Annotated in this window: 10 protein-coding genes and 2 pseudogenes; 10 read left to right on the top strand and 2 right to left on the bottom strand. The window is 42.8% G+C overall.

Translation table 11 applies throughout. The features are described 5' to 3' along the window. Nucleotides 1–89 precede the first annotated feature (89 nt). Nucleotides 90–2,258 carry an amidase gene (locus MKX36_RS11685; protein WP_340864710.1) on the bottom strand — a complete coding sequence of 723 codons (2,169 nt, stop codon included), beginning with the start codon at nucleotides 2,256–2,258 and terminating at the stop codon, nucleotides 90–92. Nucleotides 2,259–2,615: 357 nt separating this feature from the next. On the opposite strand from MKX36_RS11685, the gene MKX36_RS11690 reads away from it, so the two are divergent. From MKX36_RS11690 to MKX36_RS11700, 3 genes are read left to right on the top strand one after another with little or no spacing between them, the layout of a single operon-like run. Further along, nucleotides 2,616–4,115: a spore germination protein gene (locus MKX36_RS11690; RefSeq protein WP_225164881.1), complete on the top strand. Its 1,500-nt coding sequence runs from the start codon at nucleotides 2,616–2,618 to the stop codon at nucleotides 4,113–4,115. Nucleotides 4,116–4,132: 17 nt separating this feature from the next. Next, a complete protein-coding gene (locus tag MKX36_RS11695; RefSeq protein WP_249507470.1) occupies nucleotides 4,133–5,344 on the top strand; it encodes a Ger(x)C family spore germination protein in 1,212 nt (403 codons plus the stop codon). Nucleotides 5,345–5,364: 20 nt separating this feature from the next. Then, nucleotides 5,365–6,462 carry a GerAB/ArcD/ProY family transporter gene (locus MKX36_RS11700; RefSeq protein ID WP_031463540.1) on the top strand — a complete coding sequence of 366 codons (1,098 nt, stop codon included), beginning with the start codon at nucleotides 5,365–5,367 and terminating at the stop codon, nucleotides 6,460–6,462. Between the two features lie 153 nt (nucleotides 6,463–6,615). Here MKX36_RS11700 and MKX36_RS11705 read toward each other — a convergent pair whose 3' ends face one another. Then, nucleotides 6,616–7,341: a LysR family transcriptional regulator gene (locus MKX36_RS11705; protein WP_390904932.1), complete on the bottom strand. Its 726-nt coding sequence runs from the start codon at nucleotides 7,339–7,341 to the stop codon at nucleotides 6,616–6,618. A 569-nt stretch (nucleotides 7,342–7,910) separates the two neighbouring features. Between MKX36_RS11705 and MKX36_RS11710 the strand changes: the two genes are divergently transcribed. From MKX36_RS11710 to MKX36_RS11745, 7 genes and pseudogenes are all read left to right on the top strand, one after another. Beyond that, nucleotides 7,911–9,584: an RICIN domain-containing protein gene (locus tag MKX36_RS11710; RefSeq protein ID WP_340864711.1), complete on the top strand. Its 1,674-nt coding sequence runs from the start codon at nucleotides 7,911–7,913 to the stop codon at nucleotides 9,582–9,584. Nucleotides 9,585–9,751: 167 nt separating this feature from the next. Then, nucleotides 9,752–9,967 (top strand): annotated as a pseudogene (locus MKX36_RS11715) (nitronate monooxygenase); the annotation flags it as partial. Between the two features lie 486 nt (nucleotides 9,968–10,453). Next, entirely contained in the window at nucleotides 10,454–10,861 is a 408-nt protein-coding gene (locus MKX36_RS11720) for a MarR family winged helix-turn-helix transcriptional regulator (protein WP_045245283.1), read from the top strand. A 79-nt stretch (nucleotides 10,862–10,940) separates the two neighbouring features. Next, nucleotides 10,941–12,710 (top strand): ABC transporter ATP-binding protein, encoded by a 1,770-nt coding sequence (locus tag MKX36_RS11725; RefSeq protein WP_340864712.1) that lies wholly within the window; start codon nucleotides 10,941–10,943, stop codon nucleotides 12,708–12,710. Next, on the top strand, nucleotides 12,697–14,547 hold the full coding sequence (locus tag MKX36_RS11730) for an ABC transporter ATP-binding protein (protein WP_340864713.1): 1,851 nt from the start codon (nucleotides 12,697–12,699) through the stop codon (nucleotides 14,545–14,547). Before MKX36_RS11725 ends, MKX36_RS11730 begins: the two co-directional genes overlap by 14 nt. A gap of 246 nt (nucleotides 14,548–14,793) precedes the next feature. Beyond that, a pseudogene (locus tag MKX36_RS25395) lies at nucleotides 14,794–15,522 on the top strand (IclR family transcriptional regulator). A gap of 184 nt (nucleotides 15,523–15,706) precedes the next feature. Then, entirely contained in the window at nucleotides 15,707–16,396 is a 690-nt protein-coding gene (locus MKX36_RS11745) for a type 1 glutamine amidotransferase (RefSeq protein ID WP_019687275.1), read from the top strand. Nucleotides 16,397–18,442 lie beyond the last annotated feature (2,046 nt).

Here is an 18,442-nt window from a genome sequence, read left to right on the forward strand (position 1 = left end):
TTCAAAGAGCTGGAAGTTACAGCTTCATCTGACCAACCTCCAGCCTGCCCAGCTCAATGATCCCGTTGCTAAGACCATGATGTCCTTCGTCATTGGGGTAAAGTGACAGACTTGATTTGAGCTGCGGTATTTCCGTAAATATCCTTCGCCAGCACGAGAATATGCAGTGTATCGGCTTGGGAGGCGCCACCCTGCTTGAATTTAGTAGTTGGGAGCGCTGCTGACCAATTAGCTTTATCTTCTGTAATAGCGACACGCATGCCATTGACATAAACTTTGAGCTGCGCGATTTCGCTTTGATCTGTGACTGAACCTTCCAAAGCGAGAACATCGTTTTTGACCGAAGCATTCAACTTAAGTGCAGGGGCTCCTGTTTCCTTGCGTTTAGAGGGTGGAAGAGCAGTTTGCGGGTTATAGGAAAAGGTTTCATCCTCAAGCGCTGGCGTGCGTGTTGCAATAGGACGGTTTTTGGTTGCCTGCTCATAGGAATAAGCGTATCGAAGCAGGTCATTATCGCTATATGCGGCACCTGCCATCGTCAGATTGACGGGCATACCCGTATCCTTCATTGCGCCCATACTCACAGACACACTTGGGATCCCGTACTCGCGTAGAAGGAAATTCGTATTGGAGAAATAGTTGCCATTCTCCCAAGCCTCCTCATAAGACGTTTCATTCACATCAGAATCAGCCTTGCCAATATTCGAATTGGCCGGGAAAGCAATAAAATCAAGGTTGTTTTGCTTCATCCAATTTTCAAAATCTATCTTTCGTACATTTTCCAGCCCCCGCAACCCTTCATGAAACTGAGGAATTTGTTCGAAAGGGGTGACGCCTTTCTTTATGGTTTCAATGAATACGTCATAGTGACCAAGGTCTCTGCCACGTTTGGCATCTACCGAACCGGGCGGATTCGGGAAGACAGTTGCAGGGTCGATATTAGCCCATGACGGGAAATTCGGATCGCCCACACTTTTAAGGAATTCCTCAGCTGCATAAGGATTAAGCAGCCCGAATTCCTTTTCACTCCATTTTGCCGGCATCAAACCACGTTCTTCAGGTGTTTTCGCTGTTGGTCGGTCCTTCTCGCTGTTCACTTGCAAAGGGAAGTCAACTTCCACAACTTCAGCTCCAAGAGCTGTTAAATCCTTTACAGCTTTTTCCCATAATGCTTGTATTGAAGGTCTGAATTTAATCGGAGTTGTGGTTTCATGGTCCTTACCGATATAGATTTTCGGAACACCGATTCGTTTGCCTTTCAAAGCTTGAGTATCTCGCAGCTCTAGATAGGAATTGGGACGAACACTGTTGACAGAAGGGAGGCGAACGGCTTTCTGTTCTCGCCAGAAATCACCTTTTGTGATTTTATCCTCTACAACAATCACGTCAAGCAAGCGGAGCATGTCCTCGACAGTCCTTGTATGTGGGACCACGACATCCCGTATAGGAAAAAGCGGCCAATTCCCCCGAATGGAGATTAAGCCCCGCGATGGCGTGTAGGCAATTAAACCATTGTTAGATGCTGGTGATCTTCCAGAAGATACTGTTTCTTCCCCCATACCAAAGGCAGCAAGGTTGGCGGCTGTTGACACGCCAGATCCGTTAGAGGAGCCAGAGTACCAGGCTGCAGCCAAATAATTTGGATTGTACGGACTTTCAGCACGGCCATAAACGCCTCTTTGCATTCCTCCTGCTGCCATTGGCGGCATGTTGGTTTTACCAATTAGCACTCCACCGGATTTGCGTATCTTCTCTACAGTAAAGGCATCATCTTTTGCCATCAGGTTTTTAAAAGCCGGAGATCCAGAAGCAACAGTGAGTCCTTTAACCTTGTAACTGTCTTTAACTGTGTAGGGGATGCCTTGCAGAGGCCCGGTATTAATCCCCTGTGCCCTTAGCTGATCAGCCTGAGCAGCTTCTTTTAGCACATTGGGATTTAGAACAGGGATTGAATTCAGCCGAATGCCACTAGAATCATAGGCGTATACCCGGTTGAGGTACATGGCTGTGAGCTCGACACTCGACAGTGCTCCTGACTTCATCGCGTCCTGCATCTGAGCAATCGTAGCCTCTTGCAATTGAAATGTAACCAGGGAGGAGGTAGATTCACTAGTTTTACTTGGGGATGAGAGTGAGGGTGAAGGAGCGGCGGATGCAAGCGAGCATCCCGTGAGAGTTACAATCATCCCAGCCGCGATCCATTTGCAATAGCTACCGATTACATTCCTTGTATTCGCTTTTACCATTCGTACGCGCATAGCATTTTCACTCCTTAAAATAGGATAGATAGAAATAGGAATTTGAATAGAGGGGAATGAGGAAAGGGTTCCTTTTTTTATATAAATCTTTCTAATTATACTACTTATTTTCATTCGAAATGTCAATTTTTGTAATGTTGAGGGTGAGGAAGTACGGTAACGATACAAGTTTTGATTTTTGTTCTCAGCTACTCTCTTTTTCTTTCAGCATATTTCAGAGTATTAAAGGTGAACATACTGTAATCTTTTTGGCATACAGGAGTAAAAATCTAGCAGCGGCCTGATTACCGATAATAAAATTCCCATATACTGCATAAAACAGGTTTGGACAGCAAATAGTATGGGCAGGAGGTGTAGATGATGCCCAGTAATGAAGACCCCTTGATCTCCATGAATTTAGCAAACAACTTGAAGGAAATCAGGTCCCGGCTTGGAAACAGCCCTGATATTATTATTCGTAAATTTGAGCTGGTAACTTCACATATAGAGGTGGCTGCTGTATATCTCAACGGTTTAAATGATAAAAACATCGTCGATGAGTTTATTACGCACATTATGGCCTTTGACACTCCCAACTGGGGAGGTCCGGAAGTCAAATCGGTAAGCGGAATTTATCAATTTATGAAAGACAAAGCCTTGAGTATCGGTGAAGAAAAAGTACTTAATGACTGGAAGGAGCTTTTTGAAGCCATTTTATCTGGAAATACGATAATTCTAGTGGATGGAATGGCCAAAGCTATTAGCGGGAACACCAGCGGGGGCGAGGTCAGAGCGGTCACAGAGGCTTCTACCCAGGTAGCCATCCGCGGTTCCAAAGAAAGTTTTACGGAATCCATTGGGACAAATCTCTCCCTGGTCCGCCGGAGAATAAAAAACGTCAATCTATGGATTGAAACGATGAAAATCGGTGCTGTTACACAAACCGATGTGGCTATCATGTACATAAACGGCATCGCAAAAGAATCGACGATACAGAACCTAAAGCAAAAGTTACAGGGTATCCATATTGATTCCATTCTGGAATCAGGGTACATAGAGCAGCTAATTGAAGAAAACAAATATTCACCTTTTCCAACACTCTATAATACCGAGCGTCCGGACAGTGTAGCAGGTAATCTGCTGGAGGGGCGAATTGCCATTTTTGTTGATGGAACGCCCTTCGTGCTGATTGCGCCTACTACCTTTTTTATGTTTTTTCATGCAGTTGAAGATTACTACCAGCGATATGACATCTCATCCTTGATCCGGTTATTGAGATTTATGTGTCTGGCGATTTCTTTGTTAGGCCCCGGTCTGTTTGTGGCAGCTCTGAACTTTCATCAGGAAATGATCCCGACCCCGCTGTTGATTAATCTGGCCTCCCAGAGAGAAAATGTACCCTTCCCTACTTTTATTGAGATACTCCTGCTTGAAGTGACGTTTGAGATTATCCGTGAAGCTGGCGTTCGAATGCCAAGCCCAATTGGACAGACAGTATCGATTATCGGAGGGTTGGTAATTGGGCAGGCAGCGGTGCAGGCAGGCATTGTTACTCCAGCCATAGTCATCGCTGTCTCTCTCACAGGTATTTCCAGTCTTGCCACCCCGGCGTTCAATATGGCTCTTTCGGTGCGAATTCTTCGATTCGTCATTATGTTCATAGCGGCATTTATGGGGCTCTACGGCGTGTGTGTATTTAGCTTTATAATGATTGCGCATATGTGTAGTCTAAGCTCCTTGGGGGTTCCATATATGTCTCCTATGGGTCCGTTTATAGCCCAGAATCAGCATGATGCCTTCTTCCGATTACCCTTCCAATTCATGAAGACCCGACCGCGCTTAATCAGTCAGAAAAAGCACAATAAACGTATTAGGTAAAGAGGGGGGCAAGCCGAATGAAGGATAAAGGGCTGCTGCGAATCATACTTTGTATCCTTATAATTATGCTGCTGACAAGTTGCTGGAACAGACGGGAACTAAATGAACTGGCGATCGTAACCGGCATTGGAATCGATAAAGCCCCAGATAAAGAGGAATATGAGGTCACTTTTCAAATTGTGAATCCTTCGTCGACGGCCACAAGTACGGGCGCAAATACAGGACAATCTACCACTACGGTCTATTCTACGACGGACAGGACTTTATTTGGCGCATTTCGCAAAACATCAAAAAAGACAGCAAGACAGTTGTTTTTTGCCCACACGCAGCTTGTTGTTATCGGGGAAGCGTTCGCCAGAAGTGGAATAAATGAGATTTTTGATGTGTTTGAAAGGTCTCACGAGCTTAGGTTGAACTCTACTGTTCTGGTTTCAAGAGGTGTTGATGCTAATGCTGCTTTGAAAATCCTGCTACCTATAGAGAGTCTGCCTGCGATAGGCATGGTCAAGAAAGCTAAAAACACGGCGAAAATATGGGGAGAAAACAAGAATATCAATATTTTTGAATTAATTAATGAAATCACTGGGGAAGGAGAAGTGGCTATTAGTGGCATCCGAATTATCGGAGACAGGGAAGAAGGCAAGAAGAAAGCAAGTCTGGAACAGACGGAAGTGAAGGCTATTCTCTCAATAAATGGGCTTGGAGTGTTCAAAAAAGGGAAACTAACAGCGTGGCTGGAAGGCTCCGAGGCCAAGGGTACATTATGGGTCCAGAACAAGATAGATCAAACCATAGTCAACATTGATACAGAAAATATGGAAGCATCGGTCGCAGTCCATATAAATTATTCCAAAACGGATATAAACGTGGAGCTTCAGGAGGGGATACCCGTTTTTCATGTTCACATTCAAGAGGAAGGAAAAGTGAACGAAACACGGGGATTTGTAGACTTCAGTAGTGCGGTTGAGATCATGAAGTTGGAAGAGCAATTGGCCAAGCATACGAAAGAAGAAGTAATCCAGTCCATACAAGCAGCTCAGCGGTTAAAAAGTGACATTTTTGGTTTTGGCAATGAACTGAAACGTCTCCGTCCGAAGGAGTGGGAAGCAGTAAAAGAGCAGTGGGACTCCTTGTTTGCCCAAGGCAAGCTGGACATTCGTGTAGAGGCTTATATCCGAGGGACAGGAATGAGGTTAAAGCCGTACATGAATAAGGATCAATTTAACTAAAAGGAAGCGGAGCAGAAGTGATGAAAAAAGAAGTTATTGGTACAAATCAATTGTTTGCCATGATTATTTTATTTGAATTAGGAACGGCCATTGTGATTCCCATCGGGCTTGAAACTGGACATACTATATGGTTATCGATCCTTCTAGCTTTGCCTGGGGGAGTGCTTTTGTATCTGATATTTCATGATTTGTACTGTCAATATCCTAATCTGATCATCAGCGGATATACCCAAAAAATCCTGGGTAAAACTATTGGGTGGCCATTGAGTTTTCTGTACATTCCTGTTTTAGTGTTTAATGGGTCCAGAATCTTGCGCGAATCCGGTGACCTGCTGATCGCTGCTTCCTATGACCAAACGCCGGTATTCATAATCAATGCCATTATGGTCACTGCTGTCATATATATTCTGAATAAGGGGATTGAAGTGTTTTTTAGAACGTCAGAAATTTATCTGATAGTTATTTTTTTCATGGGTTTCATATGTTTTTTTGTCGTGATTGCTGCGGGGCTGGTTGATTTTAAAAATCTGTTTCCGCTGCATGCTGTGGATTGGAAGCAGGCTCTTAGGTCGGCTTTTCCCAATATTTTAACTTTCCCTTTTGGCGAGCTGATCTGCATGACTACAATTTTCCCTCATCTGCAAAAATCTTGTCAGTCCCGAAAAACAGGGATTGCGGCTATCGTATTAAGCGGCATCCTGCTTTGTTCTACACATGCTATCGAAATTTCAGTACTTGGAAAAAATATATATGAGAGAAGTACCTTTCCCATGTACACTACGATAACACTGGTTAACCTGGCAAATTTTATCCAACGGTTGGATGCTCTTGTTATTTTAACTTTAATTATAGGAGTATTCTTTAAAATGACCCTCTATTGTTACGCCGTCATAGCTGTGACTGCGGACTTATTCAAAGTACAAGATACCCGAAGACTGGCCATTCCTGTTGGTGTTGTTGTTCTGTTTGGTTCGCTGATCAGTGCGGAGAATTATCCAAGGCATTTGGAAGAGGGAGCATTCTTTTTGCGCTATATCCTGTCTGTTCTATTCACGGCCATTCCCATTCTGTTGTTCGTTGTCCACCGGGTACGCAAAAGATTAGGGCTATTGCGATAAGCGATAAGCGTTGAGCTTAGTTATTTCCTCAGACTCCTTTTCCGTACAGCTGCTGTAATGACATTAACAAAAGGAAGAAATAGAAAAAACACCATGACAATTACCTCTGGTATGGCTGTGTTGGCGAAGGCCGCCCGGATAGAGTGAAATGCTTCAAATAGGCTCATTCCTGATAGTAAATCGATTAAGATGGTCATCGACAATGCTAACAAAGCCAAGATGAAATATAAAATTACAATTTTCATGGTTCTTAAGTCTCCTTGGTGTGGAACTGAAATTACTACAGTTCTGAAATAGGGAAGCTAATGCTATTATCTCCACCAATACATACCCGTAGTCAGGTATTGAGCGTTCTTGGTCTTTATCTAAAATGCCTTCTTCATTCGTAATAAAACAATGGTTGGTGTTCTCTCGCTTGTATTCATCAAAATGGTCTGGACCGTCATTGTTGCACACCAGGACAATGTTCTCCTTGACCAAAGAATAATGAATGCATTTTTCCGGATGTATTTCCGGGTAGACCATCAAAGCCACATCTACACGTCCACTAATTAAGTCAACCTGGTTTTGTTCACATGTACCGTTGGTAAGGATGAATTTGACATGAGGATATTTTAAAGAGAACTCCCTAATAATCGGACTTAATCTAGAAATCATCGTTAAAGACTCTGGTGCAGCCACCCTTACAACGCCTTTAACCTCCTGGTTGCTTCGTATATTTCTAATCTGGTCATGAGTAGCCAGTAGATCTTCTGCTAGAGGTATTAATTCTCTCCCTAATGGGCTGAGCTTCAGATGCCTTCTCTCGTAAGTGAAAAGCTCCCCGCCAATCTCTTGGCGTGAACAGGAAGCATGGCTAAACCGTTTCCCACAGTTTATTGAACAGGTGGACGGCTTCGACATACACTTTGTGCACGTTTGAGGTGAAGGGACATCCGAGCGACCACTGTTGCTGACTCATGGGTGGCCAGGATCATTCGTAGAGATGTTAGAACTAATACCTTATCCTAAATTGTTTGCCGAGCATCTAAATCGTTTTTTTCATTCATTAAACATCTGATAGTCTCTATCCTTGTGAGGGTTATGAACAACCAGTACAATTGGTTACCGTCTGCACAAAGTTGCCCTCAACCCTAGTCTTCGAAATAACCACAATGAAACTGGAAATAAAAATGAAGAAAATTGATGAGCATGTACCATTTAAGAAGTCGCCTAATTGGCGGCTTTTTTGTGTTAACAACCTTTTGTCTTTCAAATCCTTCAGCTAACAGTTCAAAAGAACTATTTTTTAAGATATTACTATTATCAAACATCGAAGTACCGATAAACATAATAGCGCAGAAAAAACAGGTATATATACCAACTCAAAGGAGAATTACATAAAGGAGGGATCGAGAAAAAATAGCAGAAGATTTATTTTAAATACACTAATATAAGGAGAATGTAAATTGTTGAAAAAAACACTATTAGTATCAATTATTTTTTGCCTAGTAATAAGTGCATTTGGATTCACTGAGAAAACATTGCCGAAAGCTGCAGCGTCCACTGGATTTGATCATCCTGGTCTATTACATACGAAAGCAGATTTTGACCGAATGAAGCAGATGATTCATGAAGGCAGACAACCCTATTTGGATGGTTGGAATCAATTGCTGTCCAGCCCACTTTCACAGGCTGGATGGAAACCACGCTTTACTTCTATCATTATCCGGGGAGGAAATGAGCAAAATGTAGCTCTGTTGTATAATGATATAGCTCGTGCTTACCAGAATGCACTTCGTTGGAAAATTACAGGGGACACCGCAAATGGAGATACAGCTCGTGATATTTTGAATGCCTGGTCTTCTAATCTTAAAACGATCTCCGGAAATGCTGATCGCTACTTAGCGGCGGGAATTTATGGGTATGAGTTGGCTAATGCAGCAGAACTTATGAGAGATTATCCGGGGTTTAATGTGAAACAAATGCAGAACATGCTTCTTACTGTATTTTACAAACCATTGAACGAGAGATTCCTTATTGGCAATGAATACGGCAATAGTCATAATGATTCATATATACAGAATTACTGGGCGAACTGGGATCTAAGTAATATGGCTGCCACCATTGCAATCGGAATATTCTGTGACCGGCAGGATATTTATGATATCGGTGTTGAATATTTTAAAAATGGTGCAGGAAATGGGTCCATTTATAATGCGATCCCATTCCTTCATCCTGATGGTCTTGCCCAATGGCAAGAGTCTGGAAGGGACCAAGCGCATACTCAATTAGGCGTTGGTTTAATGGCAACAATTGCTGAAATGGCATGGAATCAGGGAGATGATCTTTATGGATGGGCGGACAATCGTTTCCTGCGTGCTGCTGAATATGTTGCCAAATACAACAATGGCGAGGATGTACCCTTTGCAACTTATGAATGGGGATCAGGAAGAAACGGTGCGGTAAATATTCAATCTGGAATATCGCCTGACAAACGTAATGAAATGCGTCCCATCTGGGCGATGATCTACAACCATTATGTCAATCGGAAAGGTCTGTCTGCACCCAATATTGCTGCCCGAATGGCTTTGGAGGGTACCGAAGGTGGTCCAAATTTGAAGTATCCATCAACGTTTGACCAACTTGGTTTCGGAACTCTTCTCTATACCCGGCCGGCCGGCAGCGGAGATCCGGCAAGCATTCCTGATGGAAATGTTTCTGATGGTACTTATCGCTTGCTTGTGCGTTTGGACGGCAAGGCTATGGAAACCGAGAATATGATAGAAGGTACGAGTGTAATTAAATCAACCTATACAGGTGAAGCAAATCAACAATGGAGTGTTACGCATCTAGGTGGCGGTCAATACAGTATCAAGAATGTGCAGAGTGGACGTTCACTTGAGGTAACAAATGGCTCTCTTGATCATGGCGCTAAATTCCAACTGGCTGCTAGTACTGACCAAGATCAACAAAAATTTGCTTTTATCTCTACAGGAGATGGTTACTATCGCATCACTCCTGTCATTTCCAATAAGCCAGCTGATGTCACAGGCCTATCCACTGCAGAGGGAGTTCCTATCCAGCAATGGCGGTATACATCGAATTATAATCAACAATGGAAGCTTGAATCTATTGAATAGCACTGATCAATAATTTGCCTAAAAGCATCATTCTAACATCGTTTAATCAATCGGTTGAATCTCATTCAGCATTTTCTTAGTCAAGCCACAATATTGGGAAAAGATGTACGGTCAAAAAATGGTGTCGATATTCCGTTCGGCGCCAGTTTTTCTATAATTGAAAGAGAACAATTCCTGCTTACCCTATTCAAAACGCGATGACCCGGGACATTCGTCAGGCGGCTGCAAAAGCGAACAGCCCCGAGTATATGTCACTTTGGGCAGGCCAGGGTCTTCGGTTAGCCAACGACCAACCTGCTGCTTCAATTGTAAAACAAACCATTGATCAAGCCGGTATTCTTGTCCAAAGATTTTCTATCACTGGAGTAGTCGATAATAAATAGGAGAAATTATTGCTGCGAAAATCGCGGCTTTTTTTATTTGTCGCGATTTAGATTGACGATGAAGAGGCAGAATGCCATCGTATTCCTTGTCTCCAATGAGCTAAAACGTCCATATCAACAAATCTAACTCATCGGTTCAACCCCCAGCAATATTCGGATAGCATATTTCCTTGGATTTTTTCCGTGAATAGCTGAGTAAAGCGTCAAACTCCTTGTCGCCGTCTCCTTGTTTCAGTTGCATTGCAATGAAAATTCCTCTTCGCATTCCTTCAGAAACAGTATGTTGGGCAGTTCACTGCTGGATTGCTCCGCCATTTCAATAGAGTCTTTAAAAATCCCCACATTCATTCTATTCGATCATTCAACTTCTAGGTCGTGAATGGTCATGAAACTTCAACCAATCCATATTTTCCCGAATTGACTTTATATCCAGATATCATTATTATCTTACAGTATAAGATAAATGCAGAGAAGGTGGTATGACCAATGGATTATAAAGCATCGGCAACCGAACTATTCGAGTGTATCGTCAAATCGCGCAAACCGGCATTAGAGGAACGAGTGCATTTCTCTCGTGGTGAAATGGGAATTCTCATTGCTTTGAGTCATCAGGACGGGGTTACTTCGGGCCATTTGAGCGAATACTTGTCCGTCAGTACGGGACGGATAGCAACGGCGCTGAAAAGTTTGGAGAAGAAAGGGTTGGTTGTACGCCGTACGGATGCCAACGACAAACGTAAGGTGATTGTATTCATTACGGATTCAGGCAAGCAATTTATGATTGACAGGTATAACGAAGGAGTCGCATGGAGCGAGAAAATTCTTCGAAAGCTGGACGAACAGGATGCCAAAGAGTTTATTCGACTCATCAAGCTTATTGTCTCTAAAAGCTAAATTCCTATGTAGAGGACGTATGCAGGATACGTTAATTGCACCAAACACCTAAGATTTTCAGATAAAGGAGAACAACAGAATGCTGAAGATATTCAAATATCTCAAGAAAAATGAATGGATGTTCGTGCTTTGCAGCTTGGCCTTCATCGTTGTGCAGGTGTGGCTGGATTTGAAGTTGCCTGATTATATGGCCGAAATTACAACCAAGCTGCAAACTGCAGGAACGCCGATGTCGGAACTGCTGATTCCTGGTATTTATATGCTGTTATGTGCTGTCGGGAGTATGATTGCATCTATTATTGTCGGCTATTTTGCGGCAAAGGTCGCGGCAGGGCTGGCCATGCGCCTGCGTGCGATGGTCTTTGACAAGGCCTTATCTTTTTCGATGGAAGAGATGAACAGCTTTTCAACAGCCAGCCTTATCACCCGTTCCACGAACGATGTTACCCAAATTCAAACGGTGGTTGCGCTGGGGTTGCAGGTGATCATCAAGGCGCCGATTCTGGCCGTGTGGGCCATTGCAAAGATCGCAGATAAAAACTGGCAGTGGACCGCCTCTACAGGAGTGGCTGTGGCTGTCCTGATCCTGATGCTGAGTGTCATTGTTATTTTTGCTCTCCCCAGTTTCCAAAAAATCCAACGTCTCACTGATAATCTGAACAGGGTAACACGTGAGCATCTGACGGGGCTTCGCGTAGTGCGTGCTTATAATGCAGATCAGTATCAGGAGGAGAAGTTTGGGCAGGCCAATACCGAATTGATGAATACAAACCTGTTTGCGAACCGGTTAATGACAATGGTTGGTCCGGGCATGACCTTTATTATGTCGGGTCTGAGTGTCTCGATCTATTGGATTGGCGCTTACCTGATTAACGGAACGGCCGTGCCGGACCGCATTTCGCTATTCTCTAATATGGTCGTATTCTCATCTTATGCGGTGCAGGTGGTCATGGCCTTTATGATGGTAAGTATGATATTCTTCCTGATGCCTCGAGCTTCGATTTCTGCCAAACGGATTATGGAGGTATTGAATACCGAATCCCGCATCATTGACGGGCATGAGACAGCTGGAGAAGAGGGCGTTATGGGTCAGGTGGAATTCCGTAATGTCAGCTTTAAATATCCGGATGCGGAGGAGCCTGTGCTTCGCAACATTAGCTTTACGGCAAAACAGGGCGAGACGGTTGCCTTTATTGGCGCAACAGGCAGCGGTAAAACCAGCGTAATCAATTTGATTTCTCGTTTCTACGATGTGACTGAGGGAGAGGTACTCGTGGATGGCGTGAATGTCAGAAACTATAAGCAGCAGACACTCCATAACAAAATCGGGTATGTCCCACAGAGAGCCGTACTTTTCAGCGGTACAGTGGCATCCAATGTTTCGTATGGCGATAACGGAAGAGCAGAAGCTTCGGAGAAACTCGTCAAAACCGCCGTCGGGATTGCCCAAGGCACGGAGTTTGTCGAAAAAATGGACGGTCAGTATCAAGGACGGATTTCACAAGGTGGAGCGAACGTGTCCGGTGGTCAAAAGCAGCGTCTGTCCATTGCGCGTGCCATCTACCGTCAGCCGGAGATTTATATCTTCGACGATTCCTTCTCGGCATTGGACTACAGAACAGACCGGATTCTGCGCTCGGCGCTTAAACAAGAAACCGGCCATGCTACGACATTCATTGTTGCTCAGCGCATAGGCACCATTAAGGACGCTGACCGGATTATCGTTCTGGACCAGGGCGAGATTGTAGGGAACGGCACACACGAAGAGCTGATGGCGAATTGCAGCACCTATCAGGAGATCGCTTATTCGCAGCTTTCAAAGGAGGAACTCGTACATGGACAAGAATGAACACACCGTCGGCAGTAAGCACATCGAAATGAAACAGCGAGGTCCCATAGGTAGAGGTCCTACGGAAGGGATGGGAACTGGTAAAAAAGCGAATGATTTTAAAAAGAACATTCGCCAGCTCTTATCCTACATCAAGGCTTATATGCCTATGATCATACTCTCTATGGTGCTGGCGCTGGCCGGTTCCGTCTTCAACGTGATTGGTCCAGATAAGCTCAGCGATATTGCCAACCTGATCCAGGAAGGAATCGTAACAGGGATTGATGTGAATGCTGTTCAGAAGATTGTTCTTGTATTGGCAGTTTTGTATGGTCTCGGCCTTATCTTTAATTATTTCCAAGGATTCATTACGGTAACCGTGTCACAGCGTCTTACAAAGAAGATGCGGACAGAGCTGTCCCGAAAAATCAATCATATGCCTTTGAAGTATTTTGATGCTACGAGCTATGGTAATGTGCTTAGCCGTGTGACCAATGATGTCGATACGATTGGACAAACGTTAAACAACAGTCTCAGCACGCTTGTCAGCGCACTGGCAACCTTTGTGGGTGCATTGATTATGATGCTATATACGAACTGGATCATGACCATTACTGGGATTGTAGCTACGCTGATCGGTTTTTCACTGATGACCATAATTATGAAGCATTCACAGAAATATTTTGTAGCACAACAAGCAGAGCTAGGCCAGATCAACGGTCATATCGAAGAAACCTATGCTGGTCATAACGTAGTCAAGGTATATAACGGAGAAAAAGCAGCCAAAGAAGTGTTTCATGGCATTAATGGCCGCTTGTATACAAATGCATGGAAATCCCAGTTCATGTCTGGCCTGATGATGCCGGTTATGATGTTCATCGGGAATTTCGGTTATGTTGCGGTCTGTATCGTGGGCGCTTTGCTGGTGAACCAACATGTTATAACGATCGGAACTATCGTGGCCTTTATGGTGTATATTCGTCTGTTTACACAGCCCTTGTCACAGTTGGCGCAGGCTGCAACCAACTTGCAATCGGCGGCAGCTGCTAGTGAACGTGTATTCGAATTTCTGGGTGAAGAAGAATTGGTGGATGAGAGCGACAAGACCATGAAGCTGGATAACGCCAAAGGGGATGTCGAATTTAAGCATGTCCGTTTCGGTTATAATGAAGACCATATGATTATCAAAGACTTCTCTATGAAAGCTGAAGCTGGTCAGAAAATTGCCATTGTTGGCCCTACCGGTGCCGGTAAGACGACGCTCGTGAATTTGCTCATGCGGTTCTATGAGCTGAACGGAGGGGAAATTTATATTGATGGAACTCCGATCAGCCAATTAACACGTGAGAATGTTCATAAATTATTCTGCATGGTACTGCAGGATACATGGCTGTTTGAAGGAACGATTCGTGAGAATATCGTCTTTTCCAAAGAGCATGTTACCGATGAACAGGTAGAAGCCGCATGTAGAGCAGTGGGTCTGCATAGCTTCCTTAAAACTTTACCGCAGGGTTATGATACAGTGCTAGACGACAAAGCTAATCTCTCTGCCGGTCAAAAGCAATTGATTACCATTGCAAGAGCCATGATTGAAGATGCGCCCATGCTTATTCTGGACGAGGCCACAAGTTCGGTCGATACGCGTACGGAGTTACTGATTCAACAAGCGATGGACCGACTTACTGTTGGGAAAACCTCCTTTGTGATTGCCCACCGTCTCTCAACGATTAAGAACGCCGATCTGATTCTGGTTATGAAGGACGGTAACATTATTGAAACGGGTAATCATGAGGAATTGCTAGGTAAAAACGGATTCTATGCCGATTTATACAACAGCCAGTTTGAACATGTATCCTGAAAAGTACAATTTTAGGGAAACACGATAGGAACCATCAATATCATATCAGGGTAAAAATGAAACGTGTTTGGATGACCCCTTCAAAGGGCGACCCAGACACGTTTTTTTTATAAATTACTCAGTTGTAAGATATCGCAATTGTAATGTTATCCTCTCTAACCTTTTTGGTATAATGAGTCCAAATTGGAGTTGAGGAGTGAAAACAGATTGTCTGGTGTAATTTCTAAGGCTGTTCAAATTTTGGATTTGCTGCTTCCGCAAGGCACTGAGAAAGATATGAGTGTGACGGAAATAAGCAAAGCGTTAAATATGCCGGTGCAGAGCGTGCATCGCTTGCTTACCTCATTAGCGGAACATGGCTTTGTGGCCCAAAATACAAAGACGAAACGTTACAAGCTTGGTCTGTCCATTATGAAGTACGGTTTTTTAATGTGGGACAGTTTAATGTTGCGTACCATCGCAAGACCTTTTATGGAGGAGATATCGAAACAAACAAAGGAGACTGTATATTTATCGGTTCGAGAAAATGCAGAAGGAATTTACATTGATTCTGTCGACTCACCACAAGTCTTGAAAATATCAGAACCCATCGGACTGCGTTTGCCATTGTTTATAGGAGCCTCTAATCGAGTTATTCTGGCTTTCCTGAACCCGATGCTGCAAAAAACAATCATGGATTCCTTCGAATGAAGTGAGGCTACTTCTTTAAAAGCATTTTTACGAAAAGATGTCGAACAAGAACTTTTGACGATTAAACAGAATGGATATGCTATTTCAATAAGCGAGGCAACGGAGGGAACCACAGGAATCGGCGCTCCAATCTTCTCATACGAGAACACCGTAATCGGTTCCTTGAATGTTGCTGGACCTTCGATAAGATTTGGGGAAGTTAACATCGAAAAGTATTCAAACATGGTGAAAAAGTATGCTAACCTCATATCCAACGAGCTTGGCTATCGAGGACGTGTTAGGTAGTTTGGCTTGCTTAGAAACACCTATTCATTGCACATCATCTGCCTCATTAATTCCTGTTTCGTTATTCGGGGAAGTGATGGAATAGTTATATTTTTTGTTATCATCCCATTATTCGGGATAATCATATTGTTAATACTGAAAAGTGAGATAATATATGATTATTCAACAAGAGGGGTGAGTGTATATGAAGATTGTTGTATTTCGTCACTTTTCATTTGACGATCCATCCGTAATCGCTTCGTGGTCCAAACATGCAGGTCACGAACTAATCGTGCAGGATCCTGCCCAAGGTATTGATAAGAAGTGGCTTAAAACATTAGATCTCCTTGTGATTTTGGGCGGACCCATGAGTGTTTACCAAGAAAAAGAACATCCATGGCTTATTGAGGAGAAGGCGTTTGTAAAAATTGCAATCGAAATGAAGAAAAAAGTACTAGGAATTTGTTTAGGGGCTCAGATGATATCGGAGGTTTTAGGAGGATCCGTATTTCCAAACCGCGAAAAGGAAATTGGCTGGCATGGCTTCCACAGGACGCAAGAATACCATGCATGGTTAGCTAAAATTCCTGAAAAATTCACTTCATTCGCTTGGCATGGAGATACGTTCACGTTGCCTGATGGGGCCCAGCATCTTATTTACTCCGAAGCTTGTGAGAATCAAGCCTTTGCGTATGGAGAACATGTTCTAGGTTTGCAGTTTCATTTGGAATCTACCACTGATTGTATCCAGCAAATGCTTGCAAATTGGTCTCATGAGCTTTGGGATGCACCGTTTATTCAAACCACTTCCTTGATCAGGGAAGGTATAGATCATTGTGAGCAATCAAAAATGTTATTATGGGGAATTCTGGACCAAATTGCGTTAGCCGCTTAGGAAGCGATAAATCAACATGGGAATGGGATCGGGAGCTGCACGAATACAAATTGGCTTGGGGGTAGTTTCATTACAAGCTTGGCACAAAAACGATTCGATTTGTACAAAGTATCCATCACACGACAAATATGTTCGGTACTTCCACTGTGTCAATATTCACTCCATTATTTAAGGTCAAGTCGCCAAAACTTAATAAAATAGCAAGTCTTCCTGCCGCATGGAGACTTGCTATTTTGTGTTTTCGGGTCAATACATTTTACAAAAGTAATGGTCCAAAAGTTATAAATTCTCTAAAAATCTAAACTTTTAATGAAAAATCAAAACGTTTCTATTAATAAAAAAATAAAATTTATAGCTGAAATGAGAGAATATTTAACCTAAATCGAAATTTGGAGAGAAAATTTAAAGAAAATTTCGCTTGGGAAATGGTTCAAAAGAGCTAAAAAAATCACTATCTATTTAAAAAGTGAAGAGTTATTAATTTTGAATTAATTCAGCTTGAGTAAATAAATACCATGATTTAGGTAGTTAAAGATAATCGCTGAAAAAGTTGAAATTTGTCGGATGGTGTCAGGAACGGTTTGTTACATTTGTGTTAATGATATGTAATGTAAAATTTGTTTTGGTGCAAGGGGTTTGGAGTTTCATGCAAGCATACATCATTTTTATTTTATCGGTTATAAAATCAAAAATTTTGTTCTAAATCACATTAACTTGTCATGCTTAGTATTCAATTTAATAAAAAAGTGCAATTCTTGCATTTAAAGATATAAACATAATAGAATAATATGGGCTGTTTAATAATTTTATGAAATCTATCAATTTAGAACTTATGTCCCATGTTAATTGGTTTTAAAGTTTGTATATTTAAAATAGCTAGAAAGTATTGGGAGTAAAGAAGATATATAAGGATTTATTGCTATATTATGGACAGCAAGAGGGTGTTAGAAATTTTTATGGCGACTCGGTCGTGTCTTGGCTTTTGAAAATCGTGTTCCAATCTGACTGAGAAGACCCAGCTATTTTGTTTCACCGGACATGAGAGCATTGCCTAAAATGGCTTCATAAGTACATAAGCTGTTTTCTTTTGTAGACACTGTAGGGAGCACTGACTGTATCCAAAAATCATGGCAGTTGTATAAACAAGACTGCAAGATTATCTGTCCATAGCATCATTCCGGTAAATCTGTCCCATATCTTCTGTATTCCAAAGACAAATCCTATTTATTCAGATTAACCTTTCACCGAAGAGCTTCATTTGATGCAGAAAACACCTGAAGAAGTACTGTAAAATGCACGGTTAGTTCAAATGATTATGCCCGTTTGTGCACAGATTTTGAGGAGTGCGAAACGTTTCCTAGCAGCGTGGAAACTTTGCTAGCTCTTTCGATGACCGTCGCTTTTTTATCCATGTACAAAATCAGGAAGTCATAAGCGCAATCGTGAGTTTTTGCCCCCTTCAACCTAGAATTACGCTCCTAACCACGGTGCAGTAGCTCATGCGTCTCATAGCATCAATACCCTCAAGCCAAGATTCAGACAGCACACATCACGACACACTACGTTGTTAACATTGCGGCAACCGTTCTACAACCCACCACCAAGATGCACTCACAGCATAATTCAAAAATGTCCCCATTCCATGCACATATTCATACATCCAGAGTCAGAGTTTTTTCACCATGTCTGCCCAACTAAAAAAGCTTGCACTGCGAAAGTGTGAGCGAAGAAAAGAAGATGTACTTGTTTTGATCAAAACCAGCTTCTCGAAGCTCCGGGGGCTGAAGGGTACCAGCTTCCTGATAGGAGAAGGAGAAACGGTAACGATTGTCGTCGCGTGCCGTGGCGGCAAAAGCATAATTATCAAACTGCTACAACAAATATGCGCACTCAGATCTTAATGGTATATCAGGAGTGGTCGCTTTTTACTGACTTCTATTGGCAATTTAATACCGGAGAAAAGGCTCGCATGACCGTTCCTTGCCAAGGGAGGTCATTTAAGCAGAGTTACTTTTACCCATATCTATTTTGCGAGGAGAGATACGT

It is taken from the genome of Paenibacillus sp. FSL W8-0439, from assembly GCF_038008995.1.
Taxonomy (GTDB): domain Bacteria; phylum Bacillota; class Bacilli; order Paenibacillales; family Paenibacillaceae; genus Paenibacillus; species Paenibacillus polymyxa.